The organism is Sneathiella sp. HT1-7, assembly GCF_020731145.1.
Taxonomy (GTDB): Bacteria; Pseudomonadota; Alphaproteobacteria; order Sneathiellales; family Sneathiellaceae; genus Sneathiella.
Genome location: NZ_JAJFZN010000003.1, coordinates 717,184 through 742,766, shown reverse-complemented (window position 1 = coordinate 742,766; position 25,583 = coordinate 717,184). Strand labels below are relative to the sequence as shown.

26 protein-coding genes are annotated in these 25,583 nt (G+C 53.0%); 7 read left to right on the top strand and 19 right to left on the bottom strand.

Translation table 11 applies throughout. The annotated features are described in order from the left end of the window. The first annotated feature begins 9 nt into the window (after positions 1-9). Positions 10-840 (top strand): sulfite exporter TauE/SafE family protein, encoded by an 831-nt coding sequence (locus LKE13_RS13255; RefSeq protein ID WP_227951854.1) that lies wholly within the window; start codon positions 10-12, stop codon positions 838-840. Continuing rightward, positions 837-1,730: a DUF1853 family protein gene (locus tag LKE13_RS13250; protein WP_227951853.1), complete on the top strand. Its 894-nt coding sequence runs from the start codon at positions 837-839 to the stop codon at positions 1,728-1,730. The genes LKE13_RS13255 and LKE13_RS13250 overlap by 4 nt, the downstream gene beginning before the upstream one ends. Here LKE13_RS13250 and LKE13_RS13245 read toward each other — a convergent pair. Genes LKE13_RS13245 through LKE13_RS13185 form a run of 13 tightly spaced genes read right to left on the bottom strand, consistent with a single transcriptional unit; the run spans position 1,727 to position 13,094 of the window. Continuing rightward, entirely contained in the window at positions 1,727-3,040 is a 1,314-nt protein-coding gene (locus LKE13_RS13245; RefSeq protein ID WP_227951852.1) for a TadE/TadG family type IV pilus assembly protein, read from the bottom strand. The two genes, LKE13_RS13250 and LKE13_RS13245, sit on opposite strands and share 4 nt — an antisense overlap. Before the next feature lie 11 nt (positions 3,041-3,051). Continuing rightward, positions 3,052-3,612 carry a TadE/TadG family type IV pilus assembly protein gene (locus LKE13_RS13240; RefSeq protein WP_227951851.1) on the bottom strand — a complete coding sequence of 187 codons (561 nt, stop codon included), beginning with the start codon at positions 3,610-3,612 and terminating at the stop codon, positions 3,052-3,054. Next, positions 3,602-4,078, bottom strand: a complete 477-nt coding sequence (locus LKE13_RS13235; RefSeq protein ID WP_227951850.1) for a TadE/TadG family type IV pilus assembly protein — start codon at positions 4,076-4,078, stop codon at positions 3,602-3,604. The genes LKE13_RS13240 and LKE13_RS13235 overlap by 11 nt, the downstream gene beginning before the upstream one ends. Beyond that, complete coding sequence (locus LKE13_RS13230) at positions 4,075-4,896, bottom strand: tetratricopeptide repeat protein (protein WP_227951849.1); 822 nt, start codon at positions 4,894-4,896, stop codon at positions 4,075-4,077. The genes LKE13_RS13235 and LKE13_RS13230 overlap by 4 nt, the downstream gene beginning before the upstream one ends. A gap of 4 nt (positions 4,897-4,900) precedes the next feature. Next, entirely contained in the window at positions 4,901-5,878 is a 978-nt protein-coding gene (locus LKE13_RS13225) for a type II secretion system F family protein (protein ID WP_227951848.1), read from the bottom strand. After that, positions 5,875-6,834 (bottom strand): type II secretion system F family protein, encoded by a 960-nt coding sequence (locus LKE13_RS13220; RefSeq protein WP_227951847.1) that lies wholly within the window; start codon positions 6,832-6,834, stop codon positions 5,875-5,877. The genes LKE13_RS13225 and LKE13_RS13220 overlap by 4 nt, the downstream gene beginning before the upstream one ends. Next, positions 6,831-8,183, bottom strand: a complete 1,353-nt coding sequence (locus tag LKE13_RS13215) for a CpaF family protein (RefSeq protein WP_227951846.1) — start codon at positions 8,181-8,183, stop codon at positions 6,831-6,833. Before LKE13_RS13215 ends, LKE13_RS13220 begins: the two co-directional genes overlap by 4 nt. 1 nt (position 8,184) lies before the next feature. Then, on the bottom strand, positions 8,185-9,405 hold the full coding sequence (locus tag LKE13_RS13210; protein WP_227951845.1) for an AAA family ATPase: 1,221 nt from the start codon (positions 9,403-9,405) through the stop codon (positions 8,185-8,187). 14 nt (positions 9,406-9,419) lie between these two features. Further along, a complete protein-coding gene (locus tag LKE13_RS13205; RefSeq protein ID WP_227951844.1) occupies positions 9,420-10,052 on the bottom strand; it encodes a hypothetical protein in 633 nt (210 codons plus the stop codon). Positions 10,053-10,071: 19 nt separating this feature from the next. Continuing rightward, entirely contained in the window at positions 10,072-11,478 is a 1,407-nt protein-coding gene (locus LKE13_RS13200; protein ID WP_227951843.1) for a type II and III secretion system protein family protein, read from the bottom strand. A gap of 6 nt (positions 11,479-11,484) precedes the next feature. Beyond that, positions 11,485-12,345 (bottom strand): Flp pilus assembly protein CpaB, encoded by an 861-nt coding sequence (cpaB, locus tag LKE13_RS13195; RefSeq protein WP_227951842.1) that lies wholly within the window; start codon positions 12,343-12,345, stop codon positions 11,485-11,487. A 5-nt stretch (positions 12,346-12,350) separates the two neighbouring features. Further along, a complete protein-coding gene (locus LKE13_RS13190; protein ID WP_227951841.1) occupies positions 12,351-12,851 on the bottom strand; it encodes a prepilin peptidase in 501 nt (166 codons plus the stop codon). 57 nt (positions 12,852-12,908) lie between these two features. After that, the gene (locus LKE13_RS13185) at positions 12,909-13,094 is read right to left on the bottom strand and encodes a Flp family type IVb pilin (RefSeq protein ID WP_227951840.1); all 186 of its coding nucleotides are present in this window, start codon (positions 13,092-13,094) and stop codon (positions 12,909-12,911) included. A gap of 613 nt (positions 13,095-13,707) precedes the next feature. Between LKE13_RS13185 and LKE13_RS13180 the strand changes: the two genes are divergently transcribed. After that, a complete protein-coding gene (locus LKE13_RS13180; protein WP_227951839.1) occupies positions 13,708-14,940 on the top strand; it encodes a glycosyltransferase family protein in 1,233 nt (410 codons plus the stop codon). Between the two features lie 11 nt (positions 14,941-14,951). Here the strand turns inward: LKE13_RS13180 and LKE13_RS13175 are convergent, their stop codons facing one another. Continuing rightward, a complete protein-coding gene (locus LKE13_RS13175; protein WP_227951838.1) occupies positions 14,952-15,857 on the bottom strand; it encodes a glucosaminidase domain-containing protein in 906 nt (301 codons plus the stop codon). Between the two features lie 321 nt (positions 15,858-16,178). Here LKE13_RS13175 and LKE13_RS13170 point away from each other — a divergent pair, with 321 nt between their 5' ends. The 4 genes from LKE13_RS13170 to LKE13_RS13155 all read left to right on the top strand — a co-directional run bounded on the left by LKE13_RS13170 (position 16,179) and on the right by LKE13_RS13155 (position 21,933). Continuing rightward, positions 16,179-17,483 carry an NAD(P)/FAD-dependent oxidoreductase gene (locus tag LKE13_RS13170; RefSeq protein ID WP_227951837.1) on the top strand — a complete coding sequence of 435 codons (1,305 nt, stop codon included), beginning with the start codon at positions 16,179-16,181 and terminating at the stop codon, positions 17,481-17,483. Positions 17,484-17,513: 30 nt separating this feature from the next. Continuing rightward, positions 17,514-19,931, top strand: a complete 2,418-nt coding sequence (locus LKE13_RS13165) for a GcvT family protein (protein WP_227951836.1) — start codon at positions 17,514-17,516, stop codon at positions 19,929-19,931. Between the two features lie 29 nt (positions 19,932-19,960). Beyond that, entirely contained in the window at positions 19,961-21,508 is a 1,548-nt protein-coding gene (locus tag LKE13_RS13160) for a trimethylamine methyltransferase family protein (RefSeq protein ID WP_227951835.1), read from the top strand. A gap of 89 nt (positions 21,509-21,597) precedes the next feature. Continuing rightward, a complete protein-coding gene (locus LKE13_RS13155; protein WP_227951834.1) occupies positions 21,598-21,933 on the top strand; it encodes a hypothetical protein in 336 nt (111 codons plus the stop codon). A gap of 3 nt (positions 21,934-21,936) precedes the next feature. On the opposite strand, the gene paaE is transcribed toward LKE13_RS13155, so the two are convergent. The 5 genes from paaE to paaA are packed head-to-tail and all read right to left on the bottom strand — an operon-like array spanning position 21,937 to position 25,535. After that, positions 21,937-23,007 carry a 1,2-phenylacetyl-CoA epoxidase subunit PaaE gene (gene paaE, locus LKE13_RS13150; RefSeq protein WP_227951833.1) on the bottom strand — a complete coding sequence of 357 codons (1,071 nt, stop codon included), beginning with the start codon at positions 23,005-23,007 and terminating at the stop codon, positions 21,937-21,939. A 10-nt stretch (positions 23,008-23,017) separates the two neighbouring features. After that, positions 23,018-23,506, bottom strand: a complete 489-nt coding sequence (gene paaD / locus LKE13_RS13145; RefSeq protein ID WP_227951832.1) for a 1,2-phenylacetyl-CoA epoxidase subunit PaaD — start codon at positions 23,504-23,506, stop codon at positions 23,018-23,020. Next, on the bottom strand, positions 23,500-24,258 hold the full coding sequence (gene paaC, locus LKE13_RS13140; protein WP_227951831.1) for a 1,2-phenylacetyl-CoA epoxidase subunit PaaC: 759 nt from the start codon (positions 24,256-24,258) through the stop codon (positions 23,500-23,502). Before paaC ends, paaD begins: the two co-directional genes overlap by 7 nt. 8 nt (positions 24,259-24,266) lie before the next feature. Continuing rightward, entirely contained in the window at positions 24,267-24,551 is a 285-nt protein-coding gene (gene paaB / locus LKE13_RS13135; protein ID WP_415776535.1) for a 1,2-phenylacetyl-CoA epoxidase subunit PaaB, read from the bottom strand. 24 nt (positions 24,552-24,575) lie between these two features. After that, complete coding sequence (gene paaA / locus LKE13_RS13130; RefSeq protein ID WP_227951829.1) at positions 24,576-25,535, bottom strand: 1,2-phenylacetyl-CoA epoxidase subunit PaaA; 960 nt, start codon at positions 25,533-25,535, stop codon at positions 24,576-24,578. Positions 25,536-25,583: the final 48 nt, after the last annotated feature.

Here is a 25,583-nt window from a genome sequence, read left to right as displayed (position 1 = left end):
TATGACTGGATGTTCGCTGATGTTTCCCTGCCGCTTCTGATCGGGCTGATCGCGGCGCTTGCCGGAACGGGCATTGTTGGCGGCATTCTCGCCGGTCTTCTGGGCGTTGGCGGCGGTATCGTTATTGTGCCGGTGCTTTACAACATCCTGCCCTTTTTCGGCGTGGATGATAGCATCCGCATCCATGTTGCCATCGGCACCTCGCTTGCGACCATAATACCGACATCCATATCCTCCGCCCGATCCCATTACAAAAAGGGGGCGATCGACACAGATCTGTTGAAAAGCTGGGGGCCGGTGATTTTTATTGGGGTTATTCTTGGGACCATCATCGCCGGGTACGCCAACGGCAATCTGTTGACGCTCGTATTTGCTAGTCTCGCGCTCCTCGTGGCGGCAAATATGGCCTTTCGGCCAGATAATGTACATATTTCCGAAAGCTTACCAAAAGCCCCGTTCAAGCAGTTAATTGCCCTCTTTATCGGCGGATTTTCTGCGATGATGGGCATCGGCGGCGGCACCTTTACTGTGCCGATACTCACCCTCTTCAACTACCCGATCCGAAAAGCAGTTGGAACGGCGGCCGCCATCGGATTGATCATTGCCGTGCCTGGTACCATCGGCTTTCTGATTTCTGGCCTGGATGCCACAAACCTGCCACCGGGCAATATTGGATATGTCAATATTCTGGGCTTTCTGGTGATCTTTCCTATGGCCGCGCTGTTTGCCCCGTTTGGTGCGAAAATTGCGCATCAGATCAACGCGAGTCTACTGAAAAAGGCGTTTGCCTTTTTCCTGTTCCTGACCTCCGCGCGTATGTTCTATAGTTTATATGGATGATGACAGGACCGGAGAATAGGACACCTTTCGCACTTCGCGATCTGGAATGGGTCATCAACTCCCCTTTCCTGCTAAAAGAATTTCCTGAGCCCGACCTTGCCCGCCACCCCGAAACAAAGGCGCTGCTCACAAGGCTCAGGGCCGACCCAGAGCCTCTCCTTGAACATCTCGCCACCACGCCGCGCCTTAACCTCGGTCGCTATTTCGAGCAGTTGGTTATTTTCTGGCTTGATAATCTACCCTCCGTCCGGCTGATCGGCAGCAATATTCCCATCTTTCGAGAAAAACGCACCCTTGGTGAGATAGATCTCATTTTCCTGTATGAGGGGACCGCACGGCATTGGGAGCTGTCGATCAAATTCTATCTCAATACAGGCTCTCCGTCAGATGAAGCAGATTTTGTCGGACCGATGCTGAAAGACACACTTAAAAGAAAGCTCGACCGGCTCTACGGGCATCAGCTTTCGTTGCCCGACCAAACAGAGACAATCGCTATGTTCAAATCTCTTGGAATTGGTGATGTAACATCTTGTCCATGGGTCAAAGGTTGTCTTTTTTATCCCGCACCATATGGCCCGACACAACCCGCACCGCATAGAATTTCAATGCAAGGCATGAGAGGAGAATGGCGCGATAGAAGCCGTCTTACAGAAACACCTTTGCCCAACTTCGACCATTTTCAGATTCTGGAGAAAAAGCGCTGGATCACCCCTTACTTTTATCCGGACGAAGCGACTACCGGGACAGTATCGGATTTACTCGCCGAAATAGATAAGGCGATCGAAGGGCGACCTATGCCCTATCTCGTTCATTTGATGCGGGATGACGGAAAAGAAAAGCTCACTTCCCTTGGCCAGCTATTCATCACACCTGAAGGTTGGCCGGATTAACTGCCGAACCGAACCACGGTCATAAACTTTGCGATAGAGAAAAAGGCGCTTTGCAGGGTCACCATATCTGTCACCCGAAAATAATGCCCTGCCGTAGTTGCGCAGGCCTGAAGTAACGAGGTTGTCGCTGCCGGCGCAAGATAGTCAATTACATAAAGAGTAATGTTATTTTGCTTCATCCGCGCACAACTGCTGGAAAGGCGGGTATCCTCCGCCACATCCGCGGCACTGGAACCAACAATGAGAATAGCTATCTTTTCGGTCGTCTCATCTTCATAAGCCGCGGGCATACTGGCATTGCCATTCCATAGGCCCTGCCAAAGTGGCGATAATATCCGCTCCGCCCAGAGCATACTCCGACCATAAGCCGCGTCGCCATTCCCACCGAGGGACGCAAGCGCTGTGGAAATGGGAAGACTACTGGTGAGGCCTATAATCCGCTCCTCCCGGCAATCAGCTGTTGTGATATTTGAATAATGGGGCAGGCCCGTGGCCGCATCTATCTGTGAATCCAACGTGAGAACAAGAGGAAAGGCTACTGTTCCAGGCGGCGTATCATCTTCCCCCGCTACCCCGGCACGCGGCGCAACACACCAACGATCCTCTGCCAGATCCCCTCCCCATTCCGTTGTTCCCGGCACATCCGGTGGAATATTGGTGGGCCAACTCCCCGCCTCCACCCAGTTGTCATATGGTGCGACATTCACAATTTCATTGCCGACGGGAATGAGCGCCCAGCTAATACCTTGCGCCTGAGTAGCCTCCGCTTCTAGCGCGGCGATAAAGACATTTGCGGCGACCGTTACCTCAGCTAAACGGCCTGCAGTTTCAAACACCTCAGATGAGTCGATAACAAGAGCGACCTCTGCCTCCGGTTTCTGTTGAAAAGCCGAGACTTTGCTTTCCACCGTTACATTGTCAAAAAAATTGAACGTCCTAAGCAAGGTTGTCGGAATTTCCGCTGAGGCGGTCAACGTGATCTCACCTGTCTCCCCATCCGTAACAAGATTAACTGCGGGAGCCGCGATAGCATCATCCGAATAAGTCAGCATATGTGCAGCATGGAAATTTGCCTGCATCACATCTGCGGCCAGTTGGTTTAGCTCCGCCGTTGTCAGAAACTGGAAATTCTGTGCGGCCGCGACAACCGCCATTTCACTGGCAATACTGAGGCGCGACTTAGCCGCAAAAAAACGGGAAACATCAATTGCAAAGGCCACACTGCCGATAACCACAAAAAGAGTGAGCGCGAAAATCAGCAACGCTGCACCCTCCTCCGCCGCCCAAAATTCCCGGATATTTCTCAGCATAAAGCTACTTCCTATTCCAGACTGCGCGCTGCAGCCTGACGAACGGGCGCCACCGCACGGGCATGAATGGAGAATTCCATGACGCTCAAAGCACTTGAGAGGAAAAATCCATCACCCGGCGTGGCACACAGATCAACTTGTATAAGATACACAACACCCGCGCCGCCCTGCGTCCCAACAGGAGTGGCATAGGAAGGAGCTGAGGCTGTACAATCGCCCCCACCCCCGTCGCGGTTCCGCCTCCAGAGGAAGTTGGCTTCTGTCGCTGGATATAATGCTATTGCCTGAACGGAAAGCCAGGACGCAACATTATAATCACCAATATCAATCAATTCTGTCGTCGCCGTAAGCGCTTCATCAAAATCCGATTCAGCAATAGTCGTTCTTTGGGAAAAATCATCGGCCAGAACCGCCGCAACCCGGTCGGCGGTACGCGAAAGCTGCACAACATGCACTAACGTAACGCCAGCAAGCAAAAGAAACATAATCGCCGGCACAATAAGCGCCACTTCCACCATCACGCTGCCTCGGCAGTCCCTGGTCAGCGTATTCGTTACGCACTTACCGGCCATTTCTAACCATCAAAACAACGCTCTCCGTCATCTCCGACGCGCTATAGAGATAGTTCACGAAAGGCGTAATCAAAGTCACGATGTAATCAAGACGATACGCCGTCAGCGATCCCTCTGCGGAAATACTTCCACTTGTGAAATCCGCAAGAGTTTCATAGTTGCTGACCGTTACGTTAAGGCGGGAAACATCTACCAAGCCTCCCACCAGATTGGGGGCAATAGCGGCAAGTCTTGCTTCAGCCCCTGCCGATGTAATAACTCCAGCCGCTCCGCCATTGAACTTGATATCGTCAGCAAGCGATACGGCAAGATGATCGAGCAAACTGCGGGCGAGCAGAACGCGGCTCACATCGATCACCCCAAAAACAAGCGCAAAGACGAGCGGCAAGATAATCGCGAGTTCCACTGGAAGAGAGGCACGGCAATTCGAAGCAACTTCCCACAATTTACGCCCAGTCTTGGTCATGTTGCGCCAGCATTTTCAGATCGTGCTCCCAGTAGGTAACGCCGGAGCAGATTGCGGTCCTTCATGCGACGGATCAGGTTATAGAATTTGATATTATTGTCGGCGGCTTCCGGATCAAGATCGAGACGCGCAATGCGGGCCGCCGCAGCCTCGTCCCCGGCAAGACCGTATGCCAGCGCCAAATTCTGGCGAATTTGGGCAGTAGATTGGGGAGCGAATGCAAGTTTGGATAAAGACGTAACGGCGGCATCATATCTCCCCTCCATCAGGTAGGAGAGCGCTACATTATTTTGAATGCGCAGGTCGTCTGGCGCAATATCAAGGGCCGCCTCATAAAATTTACGGGCATCTTGATGATCCCCCGCCATATCCGCAGCAATGGCGCGGCCACCTAGTATATCAATGTTGTCTGGTGCAAGTTCAGCCGCTTTTGCAAAATAGAGCGCGGCGGTCTCCGGTCGATACAGAAAAAGATGCGCCCGACCAAGCCCGATCAGGGGCCGAATATCATCATGCGTCATCTCCTCCAGATTTTCATAAACGACAACCGCTTCATTCGGAGCACCCGCTTTGAGATAGGTCGATCCAAGTGCATAAAGCACATCTTCATCGAACTTATTCCGGGAAAGCAGTTTTTGATAAATATCAATCGCGGAGAGATAATTACCTGAGTTCACGGATACATCTGCGATTTTCATCGCTCGTTCCCGCGCGGCTTTGTCTTCAAACAAATTTTGCGCCTCCAGTCCTTTGCCCGGCAACCCACATCCCGTCAAAAACAGCGTCAAACCTGCAAGTGTTAAAAACCTTAATAACATCACTTCATCCTCCAATCGCACGCATCATCAATGCGAATCCAGGCCCGGCAGATAGCGCCACTACGGGCGGCAAAATAAATAAAATAAGGGGTATGCTCAGGAGCGCAGGCATCCGCGCCGCGCTATTTTCAAGGTCCAATATGGCATGTTTGCGGTTCTCCACCGCGACCGATTTCAGTGCACCGGTGATCGAGGTGCCATACCGTTCAGATTGTCGCAGAGAAAGCACGAGATATTTAAGACTCTTGGACGCGGTGCGTTCCTCCAGATTGGTAAGAGCCATAGATTTATCTGGCAGAATTTTAAGCTCACTCAAGGTGATTTTCATCTCTGCCGCAACATCTGGAGCAAACGGCTCCAACCCCTCTATCGCGCGAGCGAGTGCAACTTCAAGCGTCAGTCCAGCCTCGACACACAGGATCAACAAATCGATCATGTCCGGCATGGCGCGCTCGATACGTCTTTGCCGTTGCTTAATTTGGTAATTCAGCACGAAGAACGGCAGGAAACTACTTGCAACGCCGGAAAAGATGACAAAAACGACAACGGTAAGAGTATTTAGTGTCGGAAAAATTACACTATTCTGCAGGAAGGCTGCGATAAGTGAGCTCGCAATAAAGAGAAAAATACGTGCCAGCAGAAACAATCTTTTCCCGCGTACGGGATCAATACCAGCTCGGATAAAACGCCAGCTGAAATTTTGCTTGGTCTTGCCCGTCTTTCCAAACGAGAAAGGCCGGAGCCATGTCGCTGCCTTGCCGGTTGTCGCCTCCTCTCGCTCCAAGTCGATCCTGACCGGAGGGGCTAATCTCCTTCGGTTTATGCCGTCATCACCCACAAAAAGCCGAAGCCTCTTGTCGAGATGTTCTGATTTCCTCGCTCGGAGCGCGATGATAAAAAAGGCAAGCGCGAGGCTGACGCAAAGCCCTATTGCCATCAAAGACAACATATCATCCATTGATGCCTGCCAGAACACGCTCATTGCAGCGTCCTCAGCAAGCGGGATAGAGTGAAAAAGCCTATAAAAATACTGACTCCAGCATAAATCAGCAGGTTGTGACCGAGCGGATCATCGAATAGAAAATCAAACTGCGCCTTGTTTGTCGCTGCAAGGATTACCAGAATAACAGCCGTGACGATGGCAACGATCCGGGCGGAAACCCGCGATTCAGATGTTAGAGCTTTGGCCTTTAAGTATTGTGCGCGTCGATCACGCAACACCCGGGAGAGGTTTTCCAAAACCTCCGCATATTGACCACCAGTCCGGCGCTGCAGGATCAGGGTGGTTGCCATAAACTGCAGTTCTTTGACGCCAATTTCATCTACTGCCGAGGTAAGCGCCGTTTCAAGGTCAATTCCGATCCCGAGTTTTTCCGCAAGGATGCGAAACTGTCGGCCCACCGGATCGGGCATTTCGCGGGCGATCACCTGAAAATTTTCCGGCAGGGACATGCCGACACGGGCACCGCGAATGATAATATCAATGGCCTCCGGCAACTGATCCACAAAACGTTGACGCTGCACATTCCGCTGGTAAATATGGAATGCAACGTAACCGCCCGCGATGCATACACCAGCCCCGACAACGGCAAACGTGATAATCGGATATTTGTATAAGGCAACCATCAATCCCATCACGAGGGCGAGCACTAAAAACGCGAGCGGTTTGGCTCGAACTTTCAGAAATTCCTGCCATTTGGTGGCATCTTTTTCTTCACGATAAAGAGGGGAAACCTCCGGGAAGGGCGCGATAGCAATTGATCCTTTTCCCTCACTTTCAGTATTCAGCTCTCTAAGGCGTGCCGCGAGTTGCCGCTCTCCTTCACCGAGCCGTCGAAACGCTAAGAGAAGAAGGGTAAGGCCGCTTCCAACAAATACTGCAAAGACCAAAATATTAGGCCATTCAGGAGCATTTCTAATCAATGCCTCCAGCGTCATGGGCGAAGTGCCTCCTGCAATTCCTCCCCTAATCCGAATTTGGCAATTTTCTCCTCAAAATGCGGTCGCCCACCGGTATAGCGGAACGCGGAACTATCCTGCTCAGGATGATCTGCATCCTCAGCATACTCGAATAGAGTCTGGCTGGAGATCACATCTGCCTCAAGGGCGACAATCTCGGATATTTCCCGAATGAAGCGCTGCCCATTCGCTCCACGTTCAACATGGATCACAAGGTCAAGGGCACTGGAAATTTGCTGTCGGGCACCGCGACTCTGATAGTTTGACAGTGTTGAGAGCATCAGGTTTTCGAGGCGCAGCAGCGCGTCGCGGGCGCTATTGGCATGAATGGTCGACATGGAGCCATCATGTCCCGTATTCATCGCCTGCAGCATGTCGTAAACTTCCGAGCCGCGAACTTCGCCTATGATGATCCGGTCGGGCCGCATCCGCAGGCTGTTACGCAAGAGATCCCGTTGAGAGACATCCCCGGTTCCCTCTGTATTGCGCTGGCGGGTCTCTAAGCTCACCACATGCGGGCGTTGCAGGGCAATTTCCGCCGCATCTTCAATCGTGACGATCCGTTCATTTTCGTCAATCAATCCCGACAACGCATTCAGCAAAGTCGTCTTGCCCGACCCGGTTCCACCGGAAACCAGAATATTAAGTCGGCACCGAGCCGCAATTTCAAGGAAACGGGCCATGGCGGTCGAACAGGAACCACCGGCACATAAATCCTTCAGGCTCATGAATTGCTTTGAGAATTTGCGGATAGATATAATCGTTCCGTAAACTGACAAGGGCGGCGCGATCACATTAACGCGGCTACCGTCTTTCAGGCGCGCATCTACCATGGGGTTTGCCTCATCAACCCGCCGCCCCACGGAGGCGGCAATGCGGCGCGCCACTTCCAGCACATGATCCTCATCGCGAAATTTATAGCTGGTAAGCTCCAACCGCCCATCCCGCTCTACATAGACCGTATCAGACCCATTCACCAGAATGTCCGTCACTCTCGGGTCGGAGAGCAGGTTTTCAATCGGACCTATACCAACGATATCGTCAAAAAGTTCCCGTGCGATGGCGCTTTGCTCCATCCAGTTGACCTGAAGCTTTTCCTCGTCAACGATCTTGGAGACCGCCTCGGTAATCCGGAGCGAGAGTTCATCGGGTGGCATGGTAGAAGCCGCGGTCGGATCGATGCGGTTAAAGAACTGCTTTCTCACACGTTCAATAAGTTCCGGCGGAACGTCAAACTCCCTCTCCGTTGACGTCGCCTGACTAACAAACACCTCTTCCGAATTGGCGAGGCTGCCGACCCTTTCATTTTCTATTTTGCGGCCAAACACTCTATGCCCCCTTTCTGCCCGCAAACCAGCCTAGGCGGCGTGCTTTGGCCTTCCGACCGATCAGTTCCGCCGCCAATCTGTGGTAGGCATCAGTGATTGGTAATTTTTGACGGACGACCGGTTCAGCGTTCAGGCTGGCAAGTGCGAGTTTTTTCTTCTCAAACGGGATGACAATATCAATCGGATGATCAACAAATCGGCAAATTTTTTCCAATGGCACATCGCCCCGGATACGCGCCCGCGATCTATTGAGAACAAGAAGAGATTTTTTTTCTTCCCCCTCAGTTTTCAGGACTTTGAATATCCGTGCAGCATCCCTTACTGAGGCCAATGTTGAATCCATCACCAACACCCGGACATCTGCATTTTGGAGCACCGTCATCGCAGTCTCGATCGACGCCCGGTCCACATCTTGGATAATAAAATGATAGCGGCTTCGTAAATGCTGCACCAACTGCGCGACGGCATCCGCGTTATAAACAGGAGCGGCAGCAAAATCCGTTTCAGAGGCCAATAACTTGAGCCGCTCTTCCACCTCCCGTGTGGCACGATCAACAAAAACATTATCGATCCGATCAGGACCTGTCAGAAGGTCAGCTAGGCCGGATGCCGGTTCCACCCCCATTTCCAGGGCGAGCGTTCCTGACGTGAGATTGAGATCGGCCAGCATGACATGGCGATTATAGTGATTAGCGAGCAGCCATCCTAAATTAAGAACAGCCGTAGTCGCCCCCACACCACCGCGCACGCCAAATACAGCTACGGACTTTCCCGCGCGAGGTTCGGGATTGCGCGCCGCGAGACGACCGCTCGCCCGGGCAACAGCACGAAAGAGTAAATCACTTGGCACTGGCTTAACCAAATAATCTGTTACTCCAATTTCCATTAAGTCGCGATATAGACCGACGTTGTCCTCGGTTCCCAGCACGACCACCTTCACCCGCGGAGGGCAGATATCCGCTAGGTTCTGCAAATCAGAAAGCGGTAACGCGACCTTGGATATATCGACAATCAGCACTGTCGGCATGTTTTTTTCGCTGTAGTCACGGATCACATCACTTAAGGAACCGCGCTTTATTTGCGCCTTGTCATAGCCCCATTTCGGCAACAGATCATTGAGTTGCTTTTCCGTCTCCCGATCCGCGACATAGGCGGCGACCGATGTGTTTGCGCCGTCCGCGTTTGGAAAGGTTACAATTTCAGGCGTATTCCGTGCCGGCATCTTCTGTATCCAGTCTATTTATTTGCGGGGGGAAATGGCGTTGGGGGAAGCGCCTGATATGTCGTAATGGCCTTTACCTGTGAGCGGGCGAGAGGGGGCGCCAGATAACCGCCTGATCTGGCATTTCCCGGACGAACAAGACTTACCAGACGATTGTGATTGACCGCGCAGCCAAACCCTGGCGTTTTCCAGGCCTCGTGATCAACCAACCGGCGATCTAGATAAGCGCCGCAGTTCTGAAGTGTATAGGCATAATAGGTTAGCTCTATTTCGAGAACAGAATTCTCCTCCGTCCCTGCTGGAGCAACCGGTGCAATTTCCACGGCGCTATAGCGGTAAATATCCGATTGCTCCAATAACTGGAAAATCATTTCTTCCGAGAGCACTGTCCCTCGTGGCTGAAGTCGCAAATATCCAGGAGGGTCTTGCCGCAAATTTTGCAGAAAATCAGATAATTTAAGACCGTCTGAGGTCTTTATCGAGTGATCCGCCCAGTCCTCAAAGAAAGAGATGCGATAGCTCTGGTTCAGCAATTTGGAATTTGCGAGACTTTGCGGAATTTGACCCGAAGCCTCCGGTCCACCGCAGCCACCTAACAGGCCGAGCGCGGATAAAACAAGAATACCGCCTGTAATAAAACGTCGCATTCTGGCGCCTTTCTCTTCCTCAATAAATATAGCCAACCGGCCCTTTAAGGGTCAGGCCATCCTGTCCCTTGATATTTGGGATTTCCGGCGCCAGCGTCGGGAGGGCAAGCTTGCCCGTCGTCATTTTCTCTGAAAGATCGGTTGGTCGATATTTATCCGCTGGGCTTGCAAACAGAGATCCATCGCGGGGCGTAACAATATTTGCCGTCGCAATAATGACAAGTTCCGTTTCCATCTTCTGATAACGGCTGGATCGGAACAGCGGCCCCAACACGGCCAGGTCGGCCAACCAGGGGACCTCATTGACGATGTTTCTGGTCTGGTTCTGCAACAAACCCGCCACCGCAAAACTCTGTCCACTGCCAAGCTCAATCGTTGCCTCAGTGCGGCGAACGGCAATGCCGGGTATCTGAAAGTCGTTGACGACAACCGCGCCAACTTCGGAAATCTCACTCACCTCGGGCCGGATATGAATGCCAATCCGCTGATCCGAGAGCACTGTCGGGGTGATATCGAGAATAACGCCGAATTTCTTAAACTCGATTGTCACCTGGTCCTCATTTGCGGAAACCGGTATCGGAAATTCCCCACCAGCGAAAAAACTTGCGGTTTCACCGGAGCGGGAAGTTAGATTCGGCTCCGCCAGAACCGTAATGAGGTTTTCCTCGGCCAACGCATCAATAACGGCGGAAACAGAACCCTGACTGCCACGATACCCAAGCAGGCCACTCCCACCAACGCCGGAAATCGCGGAACTCGGGATCAACGCGTTACCAATCGCCGACGGCCAGCGATTAGTGATTAACCCAATCGCGAGCGACCCCGGGTTCAACAACACATCCCAGTTAATACCAAGGTTCTTTGTAGCCTCCCGGTTCATTTCGACAATACGTACCCTGATATTCACCTGAGACGGCGCCAGCAGTTCCATTCGGTTGACAATTTCCTCCCCCTCTCCCAGAAACCCTCGAACGACGGAGGTAATCTGCTCTGCCTGCATAGGGGTGCGAGCCATGCCGGAAAGAAGAATGCGGCCCGGACTGGATTGAACTGAAAGGTTACTCTTTGGGAACTGTTCGGAAAGAAGCTTTGAGAGCGTTACAAGATCGCGCGTAACGGTAACAGACTGATCGTACAATATCGCACCACCCGCCCCGAGCGCCATAACATGTGTCCGCCCAGGCGCTTTACCAAACACGAAGAGCCCATTGGAAGCTGTAATCTGGATATCCGCGATCGAGGGATTTGTCACCAGCACCTCTGAGACAGGAACATTAAGCGGGATAAGATGGCCCTGGTTCACATCGAGTGACAAAGGCGTCCTGTCTTCGGTGGCGCGAGCGTAGCCGGAGGGAGCCGAAAACATGAGAAAAACCGCCAGCATCAGGAATATGTAACCAATTTTCTGTAGGCTGTTCTTCATCATGGTCCCCTATTTTCCTGCAACCGGCGACAGGGTAACGACAGTGGTTTCTCCGCCGCGCATTATCCGTACATCCCGGGCGTGACGCTGAAGAACTGCTGGCGGAACCTGTTTCAGCTCTGGAAAGAGGTCGCTCGCTGAAAAAGCTGCTTTTGCGGGCCTCTCCAAATATTCATTGGAACCCGTTTCTCCCCGCAAGGATATCCGCAACTTACCAATTGTTTCTGCCATGGATACAAGTTCAACATCGGTCGGGGACAGCGCCAGAGTCAAAGTCTCCGATGATCTTATGGCGTTATTAATTACCTTGGTCACAGGCGCTGTCTCCACAGCAATGATACGGCGACTCTCTAATATGGTTTTGACAACCGTTTCCCCGGCTCGCGCCGCATGGACGGGCGTAACATAGGTTACGATCAGGTCGACATAGTCACCGGGACGCAAATGTTTGAAGTCACCAAGATTTTCAATAGCCATAGGACGCGCGCGCAACCCAGCCGTCAGCAATGTCTTGAGATGATCCGCTTCAGTCGGACGGACAAGATGCACTTCCTGAAGATAGACACCCTTTTTCAGCGATTGCGTAAAAGCCGCTCCCTGCCAATCACCAAGATCAGTTTGTTCGCGAATGAACAGATGCTTTCCTGTTTGGCCGCGCGGCAAAAGGTCCCAGGTCATCTGGCCCTTTTCGAGAATGTCGCCCCGATTTACATCCTTCACGAGTCGGAGTGCCCATATACTGGATGCTTGCGCAACAGCTTGGCCCGCTGAAGGAGTGCTTTTCGCAGGCTCAAATAGATACTTATTTCCAAGATAGGCAGCAGACCCCAGGAACAGGGCAGCGAGAAGGATGAAGGTAAAACTTCTCATTGCAATCACCCGATACCGTTCAAATAGGTTTTGTAAAGTGCCACCGTACCGCCCGCCGCGATGGCAACACCGTAGGGCACGGTGGGAGAAGCGCCCTCCTCACTTACCATTCCAGTTTTTATGAACGGTGCAATCGCCCATTCGCGCATTAAACTTAAAATCGGCATTACGATAAAGAGGGCGAGAATACCTCCACAAAGAGCGGTAATAACAAAAAACTCAGGCCCCGCTTTGGGGCCGATCCAAAGCATGACAACAGTCGCCAGCTTAACGTCGCCGCCGCCGACTTTACCGAAAACAAAGCCGATCAGTAACAAAGCAAACAGCGCGACTGCCCAAATGACATGGTCAATAATGTCCAGAGGAATAACTGGGAACGTTGCATAGAGAATAAAAAGCAGCAACAGTGCGACGGATATCCAGTTGCGGATCAAGCGGCGCGTAAGATCAGTATAGGCGGCCAGCCAGAGCAGTAAAATTGCCAAAATGGGATAAATGGGGGACATGGTACCTTACTCCTCCCGGCACGAAAAACCGGCCGGGAGGTAATTGGTTACTGAAATCTAGTTAGTGCTACCACTACCACTAGATCCGGAAAGATCAATGGCGTTAAAGGCTGTTTGAATTTTTGTATAAAACGCCGATCCGGCAACGCCAACAACAGCTGCCGCGGCTGCCGCCATCAACGCATATTCGACGGCCGTGACACCACTTTCATCTCTTATAAGATCGCTAAGGATTTTTTTCATACTCTTAACCCCTCCTCTATAAAATTTTGGTGCATTAAATCTATCAAGACAGAAATGCACCCTCATGAATTGTTATTGATCTGAAAATCATAAGGAAGGAGGCATCTCTTACTAGAGATTACAAAATTTACTTTGCTGACGACGCCTATTCCTACTTCAGATTTTACGAAGCACACTACAAAATTAACCAAAAAACTACACTTACATTTCTATGTTTATTAACATCTTATTTTAATTGATATTTTCCATTTTCTGGGATTTTTTATATTAAAAATTTTAATCACCTTGTCAGTAATTTTATCTATTATTTATAGTTAATATTGAAATTTATTATAGTTAATACTCTTTTTTTATACATTAGCGTGCTTTAATTTACCACATAAGCTCTTTATTGGTGTATTTTTTTGATATTTTTACCCGCTCGTTTAAATAGTTTTAAAGAATCACCTGATATGTGAAGGAATAATTTTTGACTGAACCAGTCCAGATTGAAACGCTCCTTCTGATGATCTTGAAGACGCAAAACTTCATGTAATTGTTGCGGCACTCACATATAAAGTTGAACTATCCACCGGAACCCCGTATATGCGAACCAGAACAAGCGGAGGCCGACATGAACAAGATCGAAAGCGCAAGACGCATCTTGATCTATAGCCACGACTCATTTGGTCTCGGCCATTTAAGGCGTTGCATGGTTATGGCAAACTCGTTGGTCGAGCAGAACCAGAACCTGTCTGTTCTCATCCTGTCTGGCTCCCCCATCATCGGCAGTTTTGATTTCAAGGCCCGCGTTGATTTTGTCCGCATTCCCGGCATTATCAAGCTACGGAACGGGGAATACACATCCTTGAGCCTGCATATTAATACCGAACAGACGCTGGCTATGCGTGCCTCCATCATTCAGCACACAGCGGAAACATTTGATCCGGATATTTTCATTGTCGACAAGGAGCCATACGGCCTGAAAGGCGAAGTCACCGATACGTTGGAAATGCTGAAAGCGTCAGGCACTCATCTTGTACTCGGGCTTCGGGATGTCTTGGATGATCCTTCCCTGCTGGAACCGGAGTGGGAGCGCAAGAATGTCATGCCTGCGCTTGAGGACATCTATGATGATATATGGATTTTTGGTGTCAAGCAGATCTACAATCCTTTGACCGGCCTCAAAATTCCTGCCAACGTCAAACGGAAAATCACCTATACTGGGTATCTGCGACGCTCGCCCCCGGCCGTTTCCCAACCAGCCATTCTGGATGAAATGACAGAGCCTTACGTTCTTATTACGGTCGGCGGTGGCGGCGATGGTGATGTTCTGACGGATTGGGTCCTTCGCGCTTATGAGGGAGACCGGCAACCTCCACTCAACGCACTCTTTGTACTGGGCCCCTTTATGCCGCCCGATACCCGCGCCAGTTTCCGCGACCGAATACAACAACTGCCCCGCGTCCGTGCCGTTACCTTTGATAGCCACCTGGAAAGCCTGATGCAGGAGGCAACTGCCGTTGTCGCCATGGGCGGATACAATACATTCTGCGAAGTGCTCTCGATGAACAAGCGCGCCCTCATCATACCTCGCACAGTGCCGCGGCTGGAACAATATATCCGGGCAACCCGTGCGGCAGAGGCCGGACTGATTGGTGTCCTCGTAGATGATGGTGAGCGGTCGGGCGACACAATGCTGACAGCGTTGCGCCATTTATCGCAGCAAAAGAAACCATCAGAAGTGATAATTCCGGGGTTGCTCGACGGGCTGACCAATTTGAACCGGCTGGTAAGCTTGCGTTTCAAGGCTGTTGATAAACGACGGGCGGATCTATCTTCTGAACAAGCTATTGCTTCCGACTAATTGGCCACAGCTTATTTAAGAACCAGATACATAACTTTCCCATCAGCAAGCCGGGCATGATCAAGAGGCGGCAGATTATTGCTGGACATTATCCCCTCAATATTTCTGACATAGGCCTCTCCCCGCTCTGAATATTTGATAAGCGTACCGACCAATTCAGGCCCTGTTACTGCTTTTCCGTCCGCCCGAAGGGACGCGCGGCGGTCCCGAAAGCCCGCATAGGCATCATGGGAGTTCAGGTTCAGCATGTACGCGCGGACTGAATCCAGCGGTGTCTTGAAGGCTGCGACACTATAGTTGCCTTTGCTTTTCCGTTGATCCTTTGGCTTGATACCGCCCTTATAGCTCCACTGCCCGAAGAGAGCATTCCCCTCCGCCGCAAAGCGGGAGGTCCCCCAACCACTCTCATCCACCATTTGCGCAACAATCAGGGACGGCGGAACAATATCCATACGTTTCTTGATCTCCCGCCAGAACGCCGCGTCATATTCACCCTTGGCGAGGCCATATTCTTCCGCCTGTGTCGCGAGCCATTTCTTGTCATGGGATGAAAGATCTTGCCACGCAGTATGATCTTTCTCAATCGCGGTCATCTTTTTCCGGTCTTCACGCAGGTGATGATTAGCGACGAAAGCAAGCGGTATGGAGAGACGGAAGAAGGTTTTCTTTTTCTCCGCTACCGGCATATCCGGGGCCACTTTTTTACGCCATTCCTCCGGGATATCGAGGATGGTGTAGGGAGGCACATCTTGTGCGCCCGATTTCCACTTCGGGATGGAATAACCGCTACGCTTGAAGAAACTGGCGAAATCGTCAAAATTCTGGATCGTAATCGTCTCTGCTCGAAGAGGTAGCACGGCCCCAAACAAGAGAGCACTTGCAACAATCCCCCCACCAAGATGTTTCGCTACACTCATTCTATTCATTTTGCGTCATTCCCCCAGACTTCAGATATATAAATGCATTATGCCATGATTTCGAACAGATCGGGAGCCTGTTAGGGATTATTCTGTCTGCGACTCTGTTATCTAAATGTCGAAACAACGAAAACACGGCCCCCTCCCTTATTTCTCTTGCACTGCAATTTATACCCTGCCGACCCGGTTTTTTACAAAAACGACATACAAATAATTTTTTAATGCCGATGCTCTTCACTTGGACAGTTTCCGCTTGCATGGACACGTCTACAGGGAAATAGTTGTTGAAATCACTTGGCAAGCGAGAGGGAGGTACAGCCGATGAGCGACAAATACGATGCCGTCATAATCGGTGCCGGCGTTATCGGTGCCTGCATAGCCTATGAACTCTCGAAGGCCGGCCGCAAGGTTCTGTCGATCGACCGCCTGCCCGCTTCCGGCTTCGGCTCAACATCTGCCTCCTGCGCCATCATCCGCACCTATTATTCCGCGCTGGACACCTGCGCACTAGCCTATGAGGGCTGGTTCTACTGGAAGAACTGGGCCGATTATGTCGGTGTGGAGGATGAAAAAGGCCTGATCAAGTATCATGATACGGGCGCATTGATCGTCAAAACGCCGCATAATGACTACATGCGGAAAATCTGCACCCTGATGGACAAGATCGGCTGCCCCTATGAACATTTAACGCCCGAACAGATGCACGAAAAGCTGCCGATTATCGACACACACCAGTTTGCGCCGGTAAAACGGCCCGACGATCCGTCCTTTGGCGAACCGACGGGCGACAGTGTACCGGGGGGCGTCTTCTTCCCGCGTGGCGGTTATGTCAGCGACCCGCAGCTTGCCGCCCATAATGCCCAGCGCGCGGCGGAGGCTCACGGCGCCAAGTTCAGGTTTAATGCCGAGGTTACAGCGATCCGTCAGTCGGGCGGCCGCGTCACCGGCGTCACGCTGAAAGACGGGACCGAGATTGATGCGAATGTTGTCGTCAATGTTGCCGGGCCGCATTCCGCCAAGGTCAATGACATGGCCGGGGTGCTGGAGGATATGAAAATGACCACCCGCGCCCTCCGGCATGAGGTCGCGCATGTCCCCTCGCCCGACGGATTTAATTTCGAGACCGACGGTGTGGTGCTGTCCGACAGCGACGCCGGGATATACTGCCGGCCGGAGCTTGGCAATCATATCCTGATCGGCTCGGAAGACCCCAAATGTGATACGCAGGAATGGGTCGACCCCGATAACTTCAACGAGGATTTCACCGAGCAATGGAACGCGCAGGTTCTCCGCCTCGCCCAGCGCTTTCCGGAAATGGGCGTGCCGCGCCAGACCAAGGGTGTCGTTGCGCTTTATGACGTGACCCGCGACTGGGTGCCGATCTATGACAAGTCGAGCCTTGGTGGCTATTACCTCGCCATCGGCACCAGCGGCAACCAGTTCAAGAACGCGCCGGTTGCCGGGCGGATGATGGAGAAACTGATCCGCGAATGCGAGGCGGGCCGCGATCACGACAGGGACCCGGTTCATTTCCATCTTGAAAATATCGACTACGATCTTTCCATGGGCACTTTTTCGCGCAACCGGGAGGTCAGCCAGGACAGCAGCTTTACCGTCCTTGGATAGAAGACAGTTTAAAAACGAGAGGGCAGAAACATGAAATCCCATGTCAAGGTAGCCGTTGTCGGAGGAGGCGTCGTCGGCTGTTCCGTCCTCTATCATCTGGCCAAGCTCGGCTGGACCGATATCGCGCTGATCGAGCAGTCGGAACTGACCTCCGGCTCCACCTGGCACGCCGCCGGCGGGTTTCATACCATCAACTCCGACACCAATATCGCCGCGCTGCAGGGGTATACCATCAAGCTTTACAAGGAGCTCGAGGAACTGTCCGGGCAATCCTGCGGCCTGCATCATGTGGGCGGCATTACACTCGCGGGAACGCCGGATCGCATGGATTACCTGAAGACCGAGCGGGCGAAGCATCGCTATATGGGCCTTGATACCCATATCATCGGACCGGCGGAGATCAAGGAGCTTTCCCCCATCACTAATGTCGAGGGCGTGATTGGCGGGCTCTATGACCCGCTCGACGGTCATCTCGATCCTTCCGGCACCACCCACGCCTACGCCATGTGCGCGCGCAAGCTGGGCGCCGAGATATATCTTCGCAACCCTGTGCTGGAACTGAACCCGCAACCAGACGGAAGCTGGCAGGTCGTCACCAAGGACGGCACGATCAACGCGGAATATGTGGTCAATGCCGGCGGTCTTTGGGCACGGGAACTCGGCGAAATGGTCGGCATTTTCCTCCCGCTGCATCCGATGGAGCATCAATATCTGATCACCGAGGATATTCCAGAGATATATGAGCTTGGCCGGGAGCATCCGCATGTCATGGACCCCGAAGGCGAAAGCTATCTTCGCCAGGAAGGCCGTGGGCTCTGCATTGGTTTTTACGAGCAGGACTGTGATCCATGGGGTGAGAACGGTACACCTCTTGACTTCGGCCATGAACTGCTCCCCAACAAACTCGACCGTATCGAGGATAGCATGGAATTCGCCTTCAATCGTTTCCCGGTCCTCGGAACGGCGGGCGTCAAGAATGTGATCAACGGTCCCTTCACATTCGCCCCCGACGGCAACCCCCTGGTCGGGCCGGTACCGGGGCTCAGGAATTACTGGTCAGCTTGCGCGGTGATGGCAGGTTTCAGTCAGGGCGGCGGTGTCGGCCTCACCCTTGCCGAATGGATGATCGAGGGCGAACCAAGCCGTGACGTTTTCGCCATGGATGTGGCGCGATATGGCGACTATTGCTCCCGTCCCTATGCGCGAAAAAAAGTCACCGAGAATTACCAGCGCCGCTTCAGTATTTCCTACCCCAATGAAGAACTGCCCGCCGCACGGCCCTTCCAGACAACGCCCGCCTACCCGATCTGGAAAGAGCAGCGCGCGGTCTTTGGTCAGGCCTATGGGATGGAGGCAGTCAATTACTTCGCGCCGGAGGGAGAGCCGCTTCTGGAGACACCCTCCTTCCGCCGGTCCAACGCCTTTGATGCTGTTTCCGCCGAATGCCGGGCCGTGCGCGAAAAGGTCGGAATCACGGAAATACACAACTTCGGCAAATACAAGGTGATGGGCCCCAAGGCGGCGGAGTGGATCGATATGATCATGGCGGGACGCGTGCCCAAGGTCGGACGGATGAGCCTGAGCCCGATGCTGAGCCCGAAAGGACGGCTGATTGGCGACTTCACCATCGCACGTCTGGGTGAAGAGGAGTTCCAACTCACCGCTTCTTTCGGAGCGCAGGCGTATCATCTTCGCTGGTTCTGGGATCATCTGCCGGAGACAGGTGTCGAGATCGAGAATGTCAGCCTTAAACGTATCGGGTTCCAGATTGCGGGACCCCGGGCGCGTGATTTGCTCGCCAAGGTGACCTATGAGGATGCCTCGACAACGGCCTTTCCCTTTATGGCGGTCAAACGCATGGGTGTCGGGCTGTCCGATGCCATTGTCCAGCGGGTCACCTATACCGGCGATCTCGGCTATGAAATCTATGTCCCGGCAGATGAACAGATCGGCCTTTATGAAGTGCTGGCCGAGGCCGGCGAGGAATTTGGCCTGACGCCCTTCGGAATGCGCGCGATGATGAGTTTGCGCCTTGAAAAATCCTTCGGTTCCTGGCTTCGGGAGTTCAAGCCCGACTACACGGCAGAGGAAACCGGCCTCGATCGCTTCGTCGCCTATAACAAGCCTGCGGATTTCATCGGCAAGGCCGCGGTGCTGGAGGAAAAGGCGGAAGGCGTGACGCGCAAGCTCTCCACCTTCGTTGTCGAGGCGCTGGATGCCGATGTCCATGGAGATGAGCCGATCTGGAAGGACGGCAAGGTTGTCGGCTTCGTCACTTCCGGCGGCTATGCCCATTATGTCGGGAAATCTGTCGCCATTGGTTTTACCCCGCCTGACATGATCGAGGACGGCGGCGCGTTCGAGATCGAGATCCTGGGAGAAATGCGACCCGCGAAAATGTTGCTTGAGCCGCTGCTCGACCCGACGGCGGAACGGATGCGGGGATAAACGTCCCGCTCTATTAAGAGGAGATAATGATGACGGCAGGAAAAGAACGCTCTCCCGGTCGGCGCTCCCGGCGCGGCCACCGGGTCAAGGCAAGTTTCACCCAGCTCCCCCGCCAGAAAGTCGTCAACACGTTCAAGCCCATCGAGCTTCTGTCCGAAGACCAGATCGAGGATATCCATAACGCCTCCATGGAGATCCTTGAAAATATCGGCATCATGGTCCGCCTGCCAAGGGCGCGGGAAATCCTGAAGAAAGCCGGACAGAAAGTCGATGAGGATACCCAGATTGTCTATTTTGATCGCGGGTTCATCATGGAGGCAATGTCTTACGCGCCATCCGAATTCACCCTGCATGCCCCCAACCCCGAGTGCGATCTCGCCATTGGCGGGCAGAATCTCGTTTTCTCCATGGTCGCGAGCACGCCCAACGCCATGGATATGGATGGCGGACGGCGGACTGGTAACCGGGTGGATTTCCGAAATTTCCTGAAACTGACCCAGAGCCTGAATATCCTTGGGACCAGCGGCGGCTATCCGGTGGAACCGGTGGATATTCACGCCTCTATCCGGCATCTGGAATGCGGGCGGGATTTTGCCACCCTGACTGAGAAAGTCCCTTATATCTACTCCCTCGGGCGCGACCGAAATCTCGACGGAATCGAGATGGCGCGGATTATGCGCGGCATCAGCAGGGAGGAAATGCTGACCCAGCCAAGCCTGTTCACCATCATCAACTCCAACTCCCCCCTGATGCTGGATTCCCCCATGCTGGAAGGAATTATTGAGATGGCGGCCCATGGGCAGGTTGTGATGCTGACTCCCTTCACTCTCTCGGGTGCAATGGCGCCTGTTACACTCGCAGGCGCGCTCGCCCAGCAGAATGCGGAAGCCCTCGCCGGGATGAGTCTCGCCCAGACCGTGCGGCCCGGAGCCCCGGTCGTCTATGGCGGCTTTACCTCCAATGTGGACATGAAGTCCGGCGCCCCCGCTTTCGGCACACCGGAATATGCCAAGGCGACGATCGCCAGCGGGCAGCTTATCCGGCGATATGGCGTTCCCTATCGGTCGTCCAACGTGAACGCCTCAAACGCGCCAGATGCACAGGCGGCCTATGAATCGGAAATGTCGCTCTGGTCACTGGTTCTCGGCGGGGCGAATTTCGTCAAGCATTCCACGGGCTGGCTGGAGGGCGGCCTGAGCGCGAGTTTCGAGAAAGTCATCATGGATGTGGAGATGATTCAGATGATGATCGAGATGATGAAGCCCATCGATACCTCTCCTGACTCTCTCGGCCTCGATGCAATGCGGGAAGCCGGTCATGGCGGTCACTTCTTCGGGACCCAGCATACTCAGGAGCGCTATGAAACGGCATTTTACACCCCGATCCTCTCAGACTGGCGCAATTTTGAAAGCTGGGTCGAGGCCGGCTCTCCTGATGCGATGAAGCGGGCCAATACGATCTATAAATCCATCCTCGCAGAATATGAGGAGCCGCCTCATGATCCGGCCCGGCTGGAGGAATTGAACGAATTTATCGACAAGCGCATTGCCGAGGGCGGCGTCAAGACGGACTTTTGACGCATACACAAATATTTTACTCCGGCGGCATTGTTTCACGGCGCAGACAACATAGCTCTAAGGAAAGATACTTTTCCGGAGTCGTCCCGATGCGCCGTTCAATCCTTTTGTTTGTTAGTTTATGTCTTGCCATTGTCTCCGTCGTTCCCATAGCTGCCGCAGATCTTTCAAATGGCCGCTGCCACAAAGAGATCGAGAATGAAATCGCCAAGCTTTCCATTGCACCGGAGCGGATCAAGGCTGCGGATATCATCAACATCTATGACGGTAATGGCCCTGGTGGGGGCCGCATTGATCATGTTGAAGCCTGGATTTCCTTCAACGATTGCAAAGGAAATCTGGTGGTGAGCGTGAATAACGCCTGTATTATAGAGCAGGTCTACACGACGTATGAATGCCGCGTACCGGGCGTCAAGAATTACTGATCTTTACGCGTCGTAATCAACGACGACGTCATCGCTCAACGGATGAGACTGACAGGTAAGCACGAAGCCTTCCGCAACCTCATCCTCCTCAAGCGCATAATTGATATCCATCCGCACATCTCCGCTCACGACTTTCGCGCGGCAGGTGGAGCATACGCCGCCCTTACAGGCGTATGGCAGATCAAGCCCCTGCATCAGCGCCGCATCAAGAATTGACTTCCCCTCCTCTGTCATTTCTACATCGGTACGGCGTCCATTCAGCACAACAGCAACCTGCCGTTTCGGGCCTATCTCATCCTGAACTGGCGATGCCGATCTCGCATTCTTCGCAGCCTCCGTAATAAAAAGCTCAAAATGGATGTGGGACTTATCGAAACCATGCGCCTCGAGTGCGGCTTCCGCGTCATGGATCATCTGCTCAGGGCCACAGAGAAACGCCTCATCCAAGGTCTTCACATCAATCACGCTGTCAAACAGGTCGTTGCATTTTTCCACATTGATGCGCCCGTTAAAAAGCGCTACGTCCTGATGCTCCCGGCTGAGGATATGCATAAGATTAAACCGGTCGGGATAAATATTTTTCAGGTCCTCAAGCGCCTCAAGAAAGATGATCCCGGCCACTGAGCGATTGCCGTAGACGAGCGTGACCTGCGATTTTGGTTCCGTTCTCAGGATCGTCTTAATAATCGACATAATCGGCGTAATACCGCTACCCGCTGCCATGGCAAGATAATGTTTGGCGCTTTCCGGTACGAGTGGCGTGAAAAATCGTCCTTGCGGTTCCATCACCTCAATCACCGCGCCGGGCTTATAATTTTCGTTAGCATGACAGGAAAATTTTCCGCCCGCGATCTTCTTGACGGCAATACGCAAATCGGGCTCGCCCGCCGCGCTGCAAATTGAATAGGAACGGCGCACTTCCTCCCCCTCCAACTCTTCTTTAAGCGTCAGATGCTGGCCTTGCGTGAAGCGATAGGCGTCCTTCAACTCGTCCGGCACATCGAAGGAGATGGACACGGCGTCTTTCGTCTCGCGCACCACGTCCTTGATTTTGAGGGGATGGAAAATCGTCATTCTAGGAGCCTTATACACATTTAAAATAATCGAAGGGTTCGAGGCAGTCCCGACATTTATAAAGCGCCTTGCAAGCGGTCGAGCCGAACTCGCTTACTCGTTCCGTGTTCACGGACTTGCACTGCGGACAAATAACTTCTTCATGGCCAAGAAGAGCTGCCTTCCCCTTGTTCGCAGGGGGCGCGATGCCATATTCCTGCAGTTTCCGGCGTCCCTCCACCGTGATCCAGTCTGTCGTCCAGGCCGGGGAGATTTCTGATCTGACCTCGAAATCAGTAATGCCATGGAGCTTCAGCATATCGGCGATATCCGCCTCGATCACCTCCGTCGCCGGGCAGCCCGAATAGGTGGGCGTGATCACGACGACAACCCGACCGTCCTCATCTTCCTCGATCCGGCGGATAATGCCGAGGTCGGCAATACTCAGAACCGGAATTTCCGGGTCCTTCACAAGAGCCAGAATACTCTCGATTTCATCCTTCACGGCAAGAGCTACCATTTGGCATCCGGATACGCGCGCGGCAGGAACTGCATCTCGGCGAGGATATAACCCAGATGCTCCGAATGCTTGCCTTCCCGGCTTCCGTGAACGGACCAGCTATTTTCAGGTCGCGTAAGCGTCGCCTCCGCAAGAACGCCATTGATATACTCATCCCAATGAGACCGAAGCGCCGAGACATCGACGCCAATTCCCTCTGCAACCATCGCCTCATCCACCGCGTCCATATCGAACATTTCAGGAAGATAGCCCCAGATCGCATCAATGGCGCTCTGCATCTTCTCATGGCTTTCCTCCGTGCCATCGCCCAAACGGATCACCCAGTCGGCGCTATGGCGGCGGTGATAGGTTGTCTCCTTCAAAGACTTGGCGGCAATCCCGGCGAGCCGCTCATCTGATGATTTGGAGAGCCTTTCGAACTGCAGATACTGGAAAGAATCGAAAAAAAATTGCCGCGCCATGGTCGCCGCAAAATCACCATTGGGCTGTTCTAGCAGCAGAAGATTGCGCCAGTCTTTCGTATCCCGGAAATAGGCGAGCCGATCTTCATCGCGCCCCTTTCCTTCCACCTCCCCGGCGTAGGAGAGGAACATCCGCGCCTGCCCCAACAGATCGAGACCGATATTGGTGAGCGCGAGGTCTTCCTCCAGCATCGGCGCATGGCCGCACCACTCGGCAAGCCGCTGACCGAGGATCAGGCTGTTGTCTCCAAGGCGCAAGAGATAGTCAAAGAACATATCATTATTAGTCATTGCGCCCCTCACATATGGCCGACTTCGTCGGGCAACTCAAAAAAAGTGGGATGCCGATAAAGCTTATCTTCGGCGGGCTCGTAAAAACTGCCGCGATCCTCCGGCGATGAAGCCACAATATCCGTCGATTTTACCACCCAGATACTGACCCCCTCACTCCGGCGGGTGTAGACATCCCGCGCATTGGTAAGCGCCATTTCCGGGTCCGACGCATGCAGGCTGCCGACATGTTTATGATCAAGGCCGTTCTTGCTGCGAATGAAAACTTCATAAAGCGGAAGCTCGTTTTTTATCTCATTACTCATGCCTAAATCTCCTTACGCGGCTTTCGCTTTACCGGCCTTTTTCTTTTCGGCGTAGGCTAGTGCCGCATCGCGGACCCATTTTCCACCATCATGCGCATCGACACGCGCCTGCAACCTCTCCCGATTGCAAAAGCCATTCCCCATGACAACGGATTTAAATTCTTCCCAGTCAATTTCGCCAAAATCATAATGCCCCCGCGCCTCATTCCATTTGAGTTTGTCATCAGGAATAGTCAGACCCAGAAACTCAGCCTGAGGGACAGTTGCATCGACAAACTTTTGCCGCAGATCATCATTTGACTGACGCTTGATTTTCCATTTCATAGACTGGGCACTATTCGCCGAATTCGCATCATTCGGGCCGAACATCATCAGGGTCGGCCACCACCAGCGGTTCAACGCATCCTGTGCCATTGCCTGCTGTTCCGCTGTGCCCCGCGCCATGTTCATCATAATGTCGTAGCCCTGGCGCTGATGGAAGCTCTCTTCCTTGCAGATGCGGATCATCGCCCGCGCATACGGTCCATAAGAACAGCGGCAGAGCGCAATCTGGTTGGTGATCGCCGCCCCGTCGACCAGCCAGCCGATGGCGCCGATATCCGCCCAGGAGAGTGTAGGATAATTGAAAATTGAAGAATATTTTGCCTTGCCACTATGGAGCTGTTCGAACATTTCATCACGGGAAATACCGAGGGTTTCCGTCGCACTATAAAGATAAAGGCCGTGCCCGCCCTCATCCTGGATTTTTGCCATCAGGATTGCTTTACGTTTCAGGCTCGGCGCGCGAGTAAGCCAGTTTCCTTCCGGCAGCATCCCAACCACCTCCGAATGGGCATGTTGCGACATCTGCCGGATCAAGGTTTTGCGGTATTTCTCCGGCATCCAGTCTTTTGGCTCGATCCGTTTTTCCGCTCCCACCTTTTTCTGAAAGGCCGCTTCCAGTTCTTCCGGGTCTTGCTCCGTCACATCCATTTGCCACTCCCAAGCTTGAATGGCTCTATTATGATACATTTTGAATAT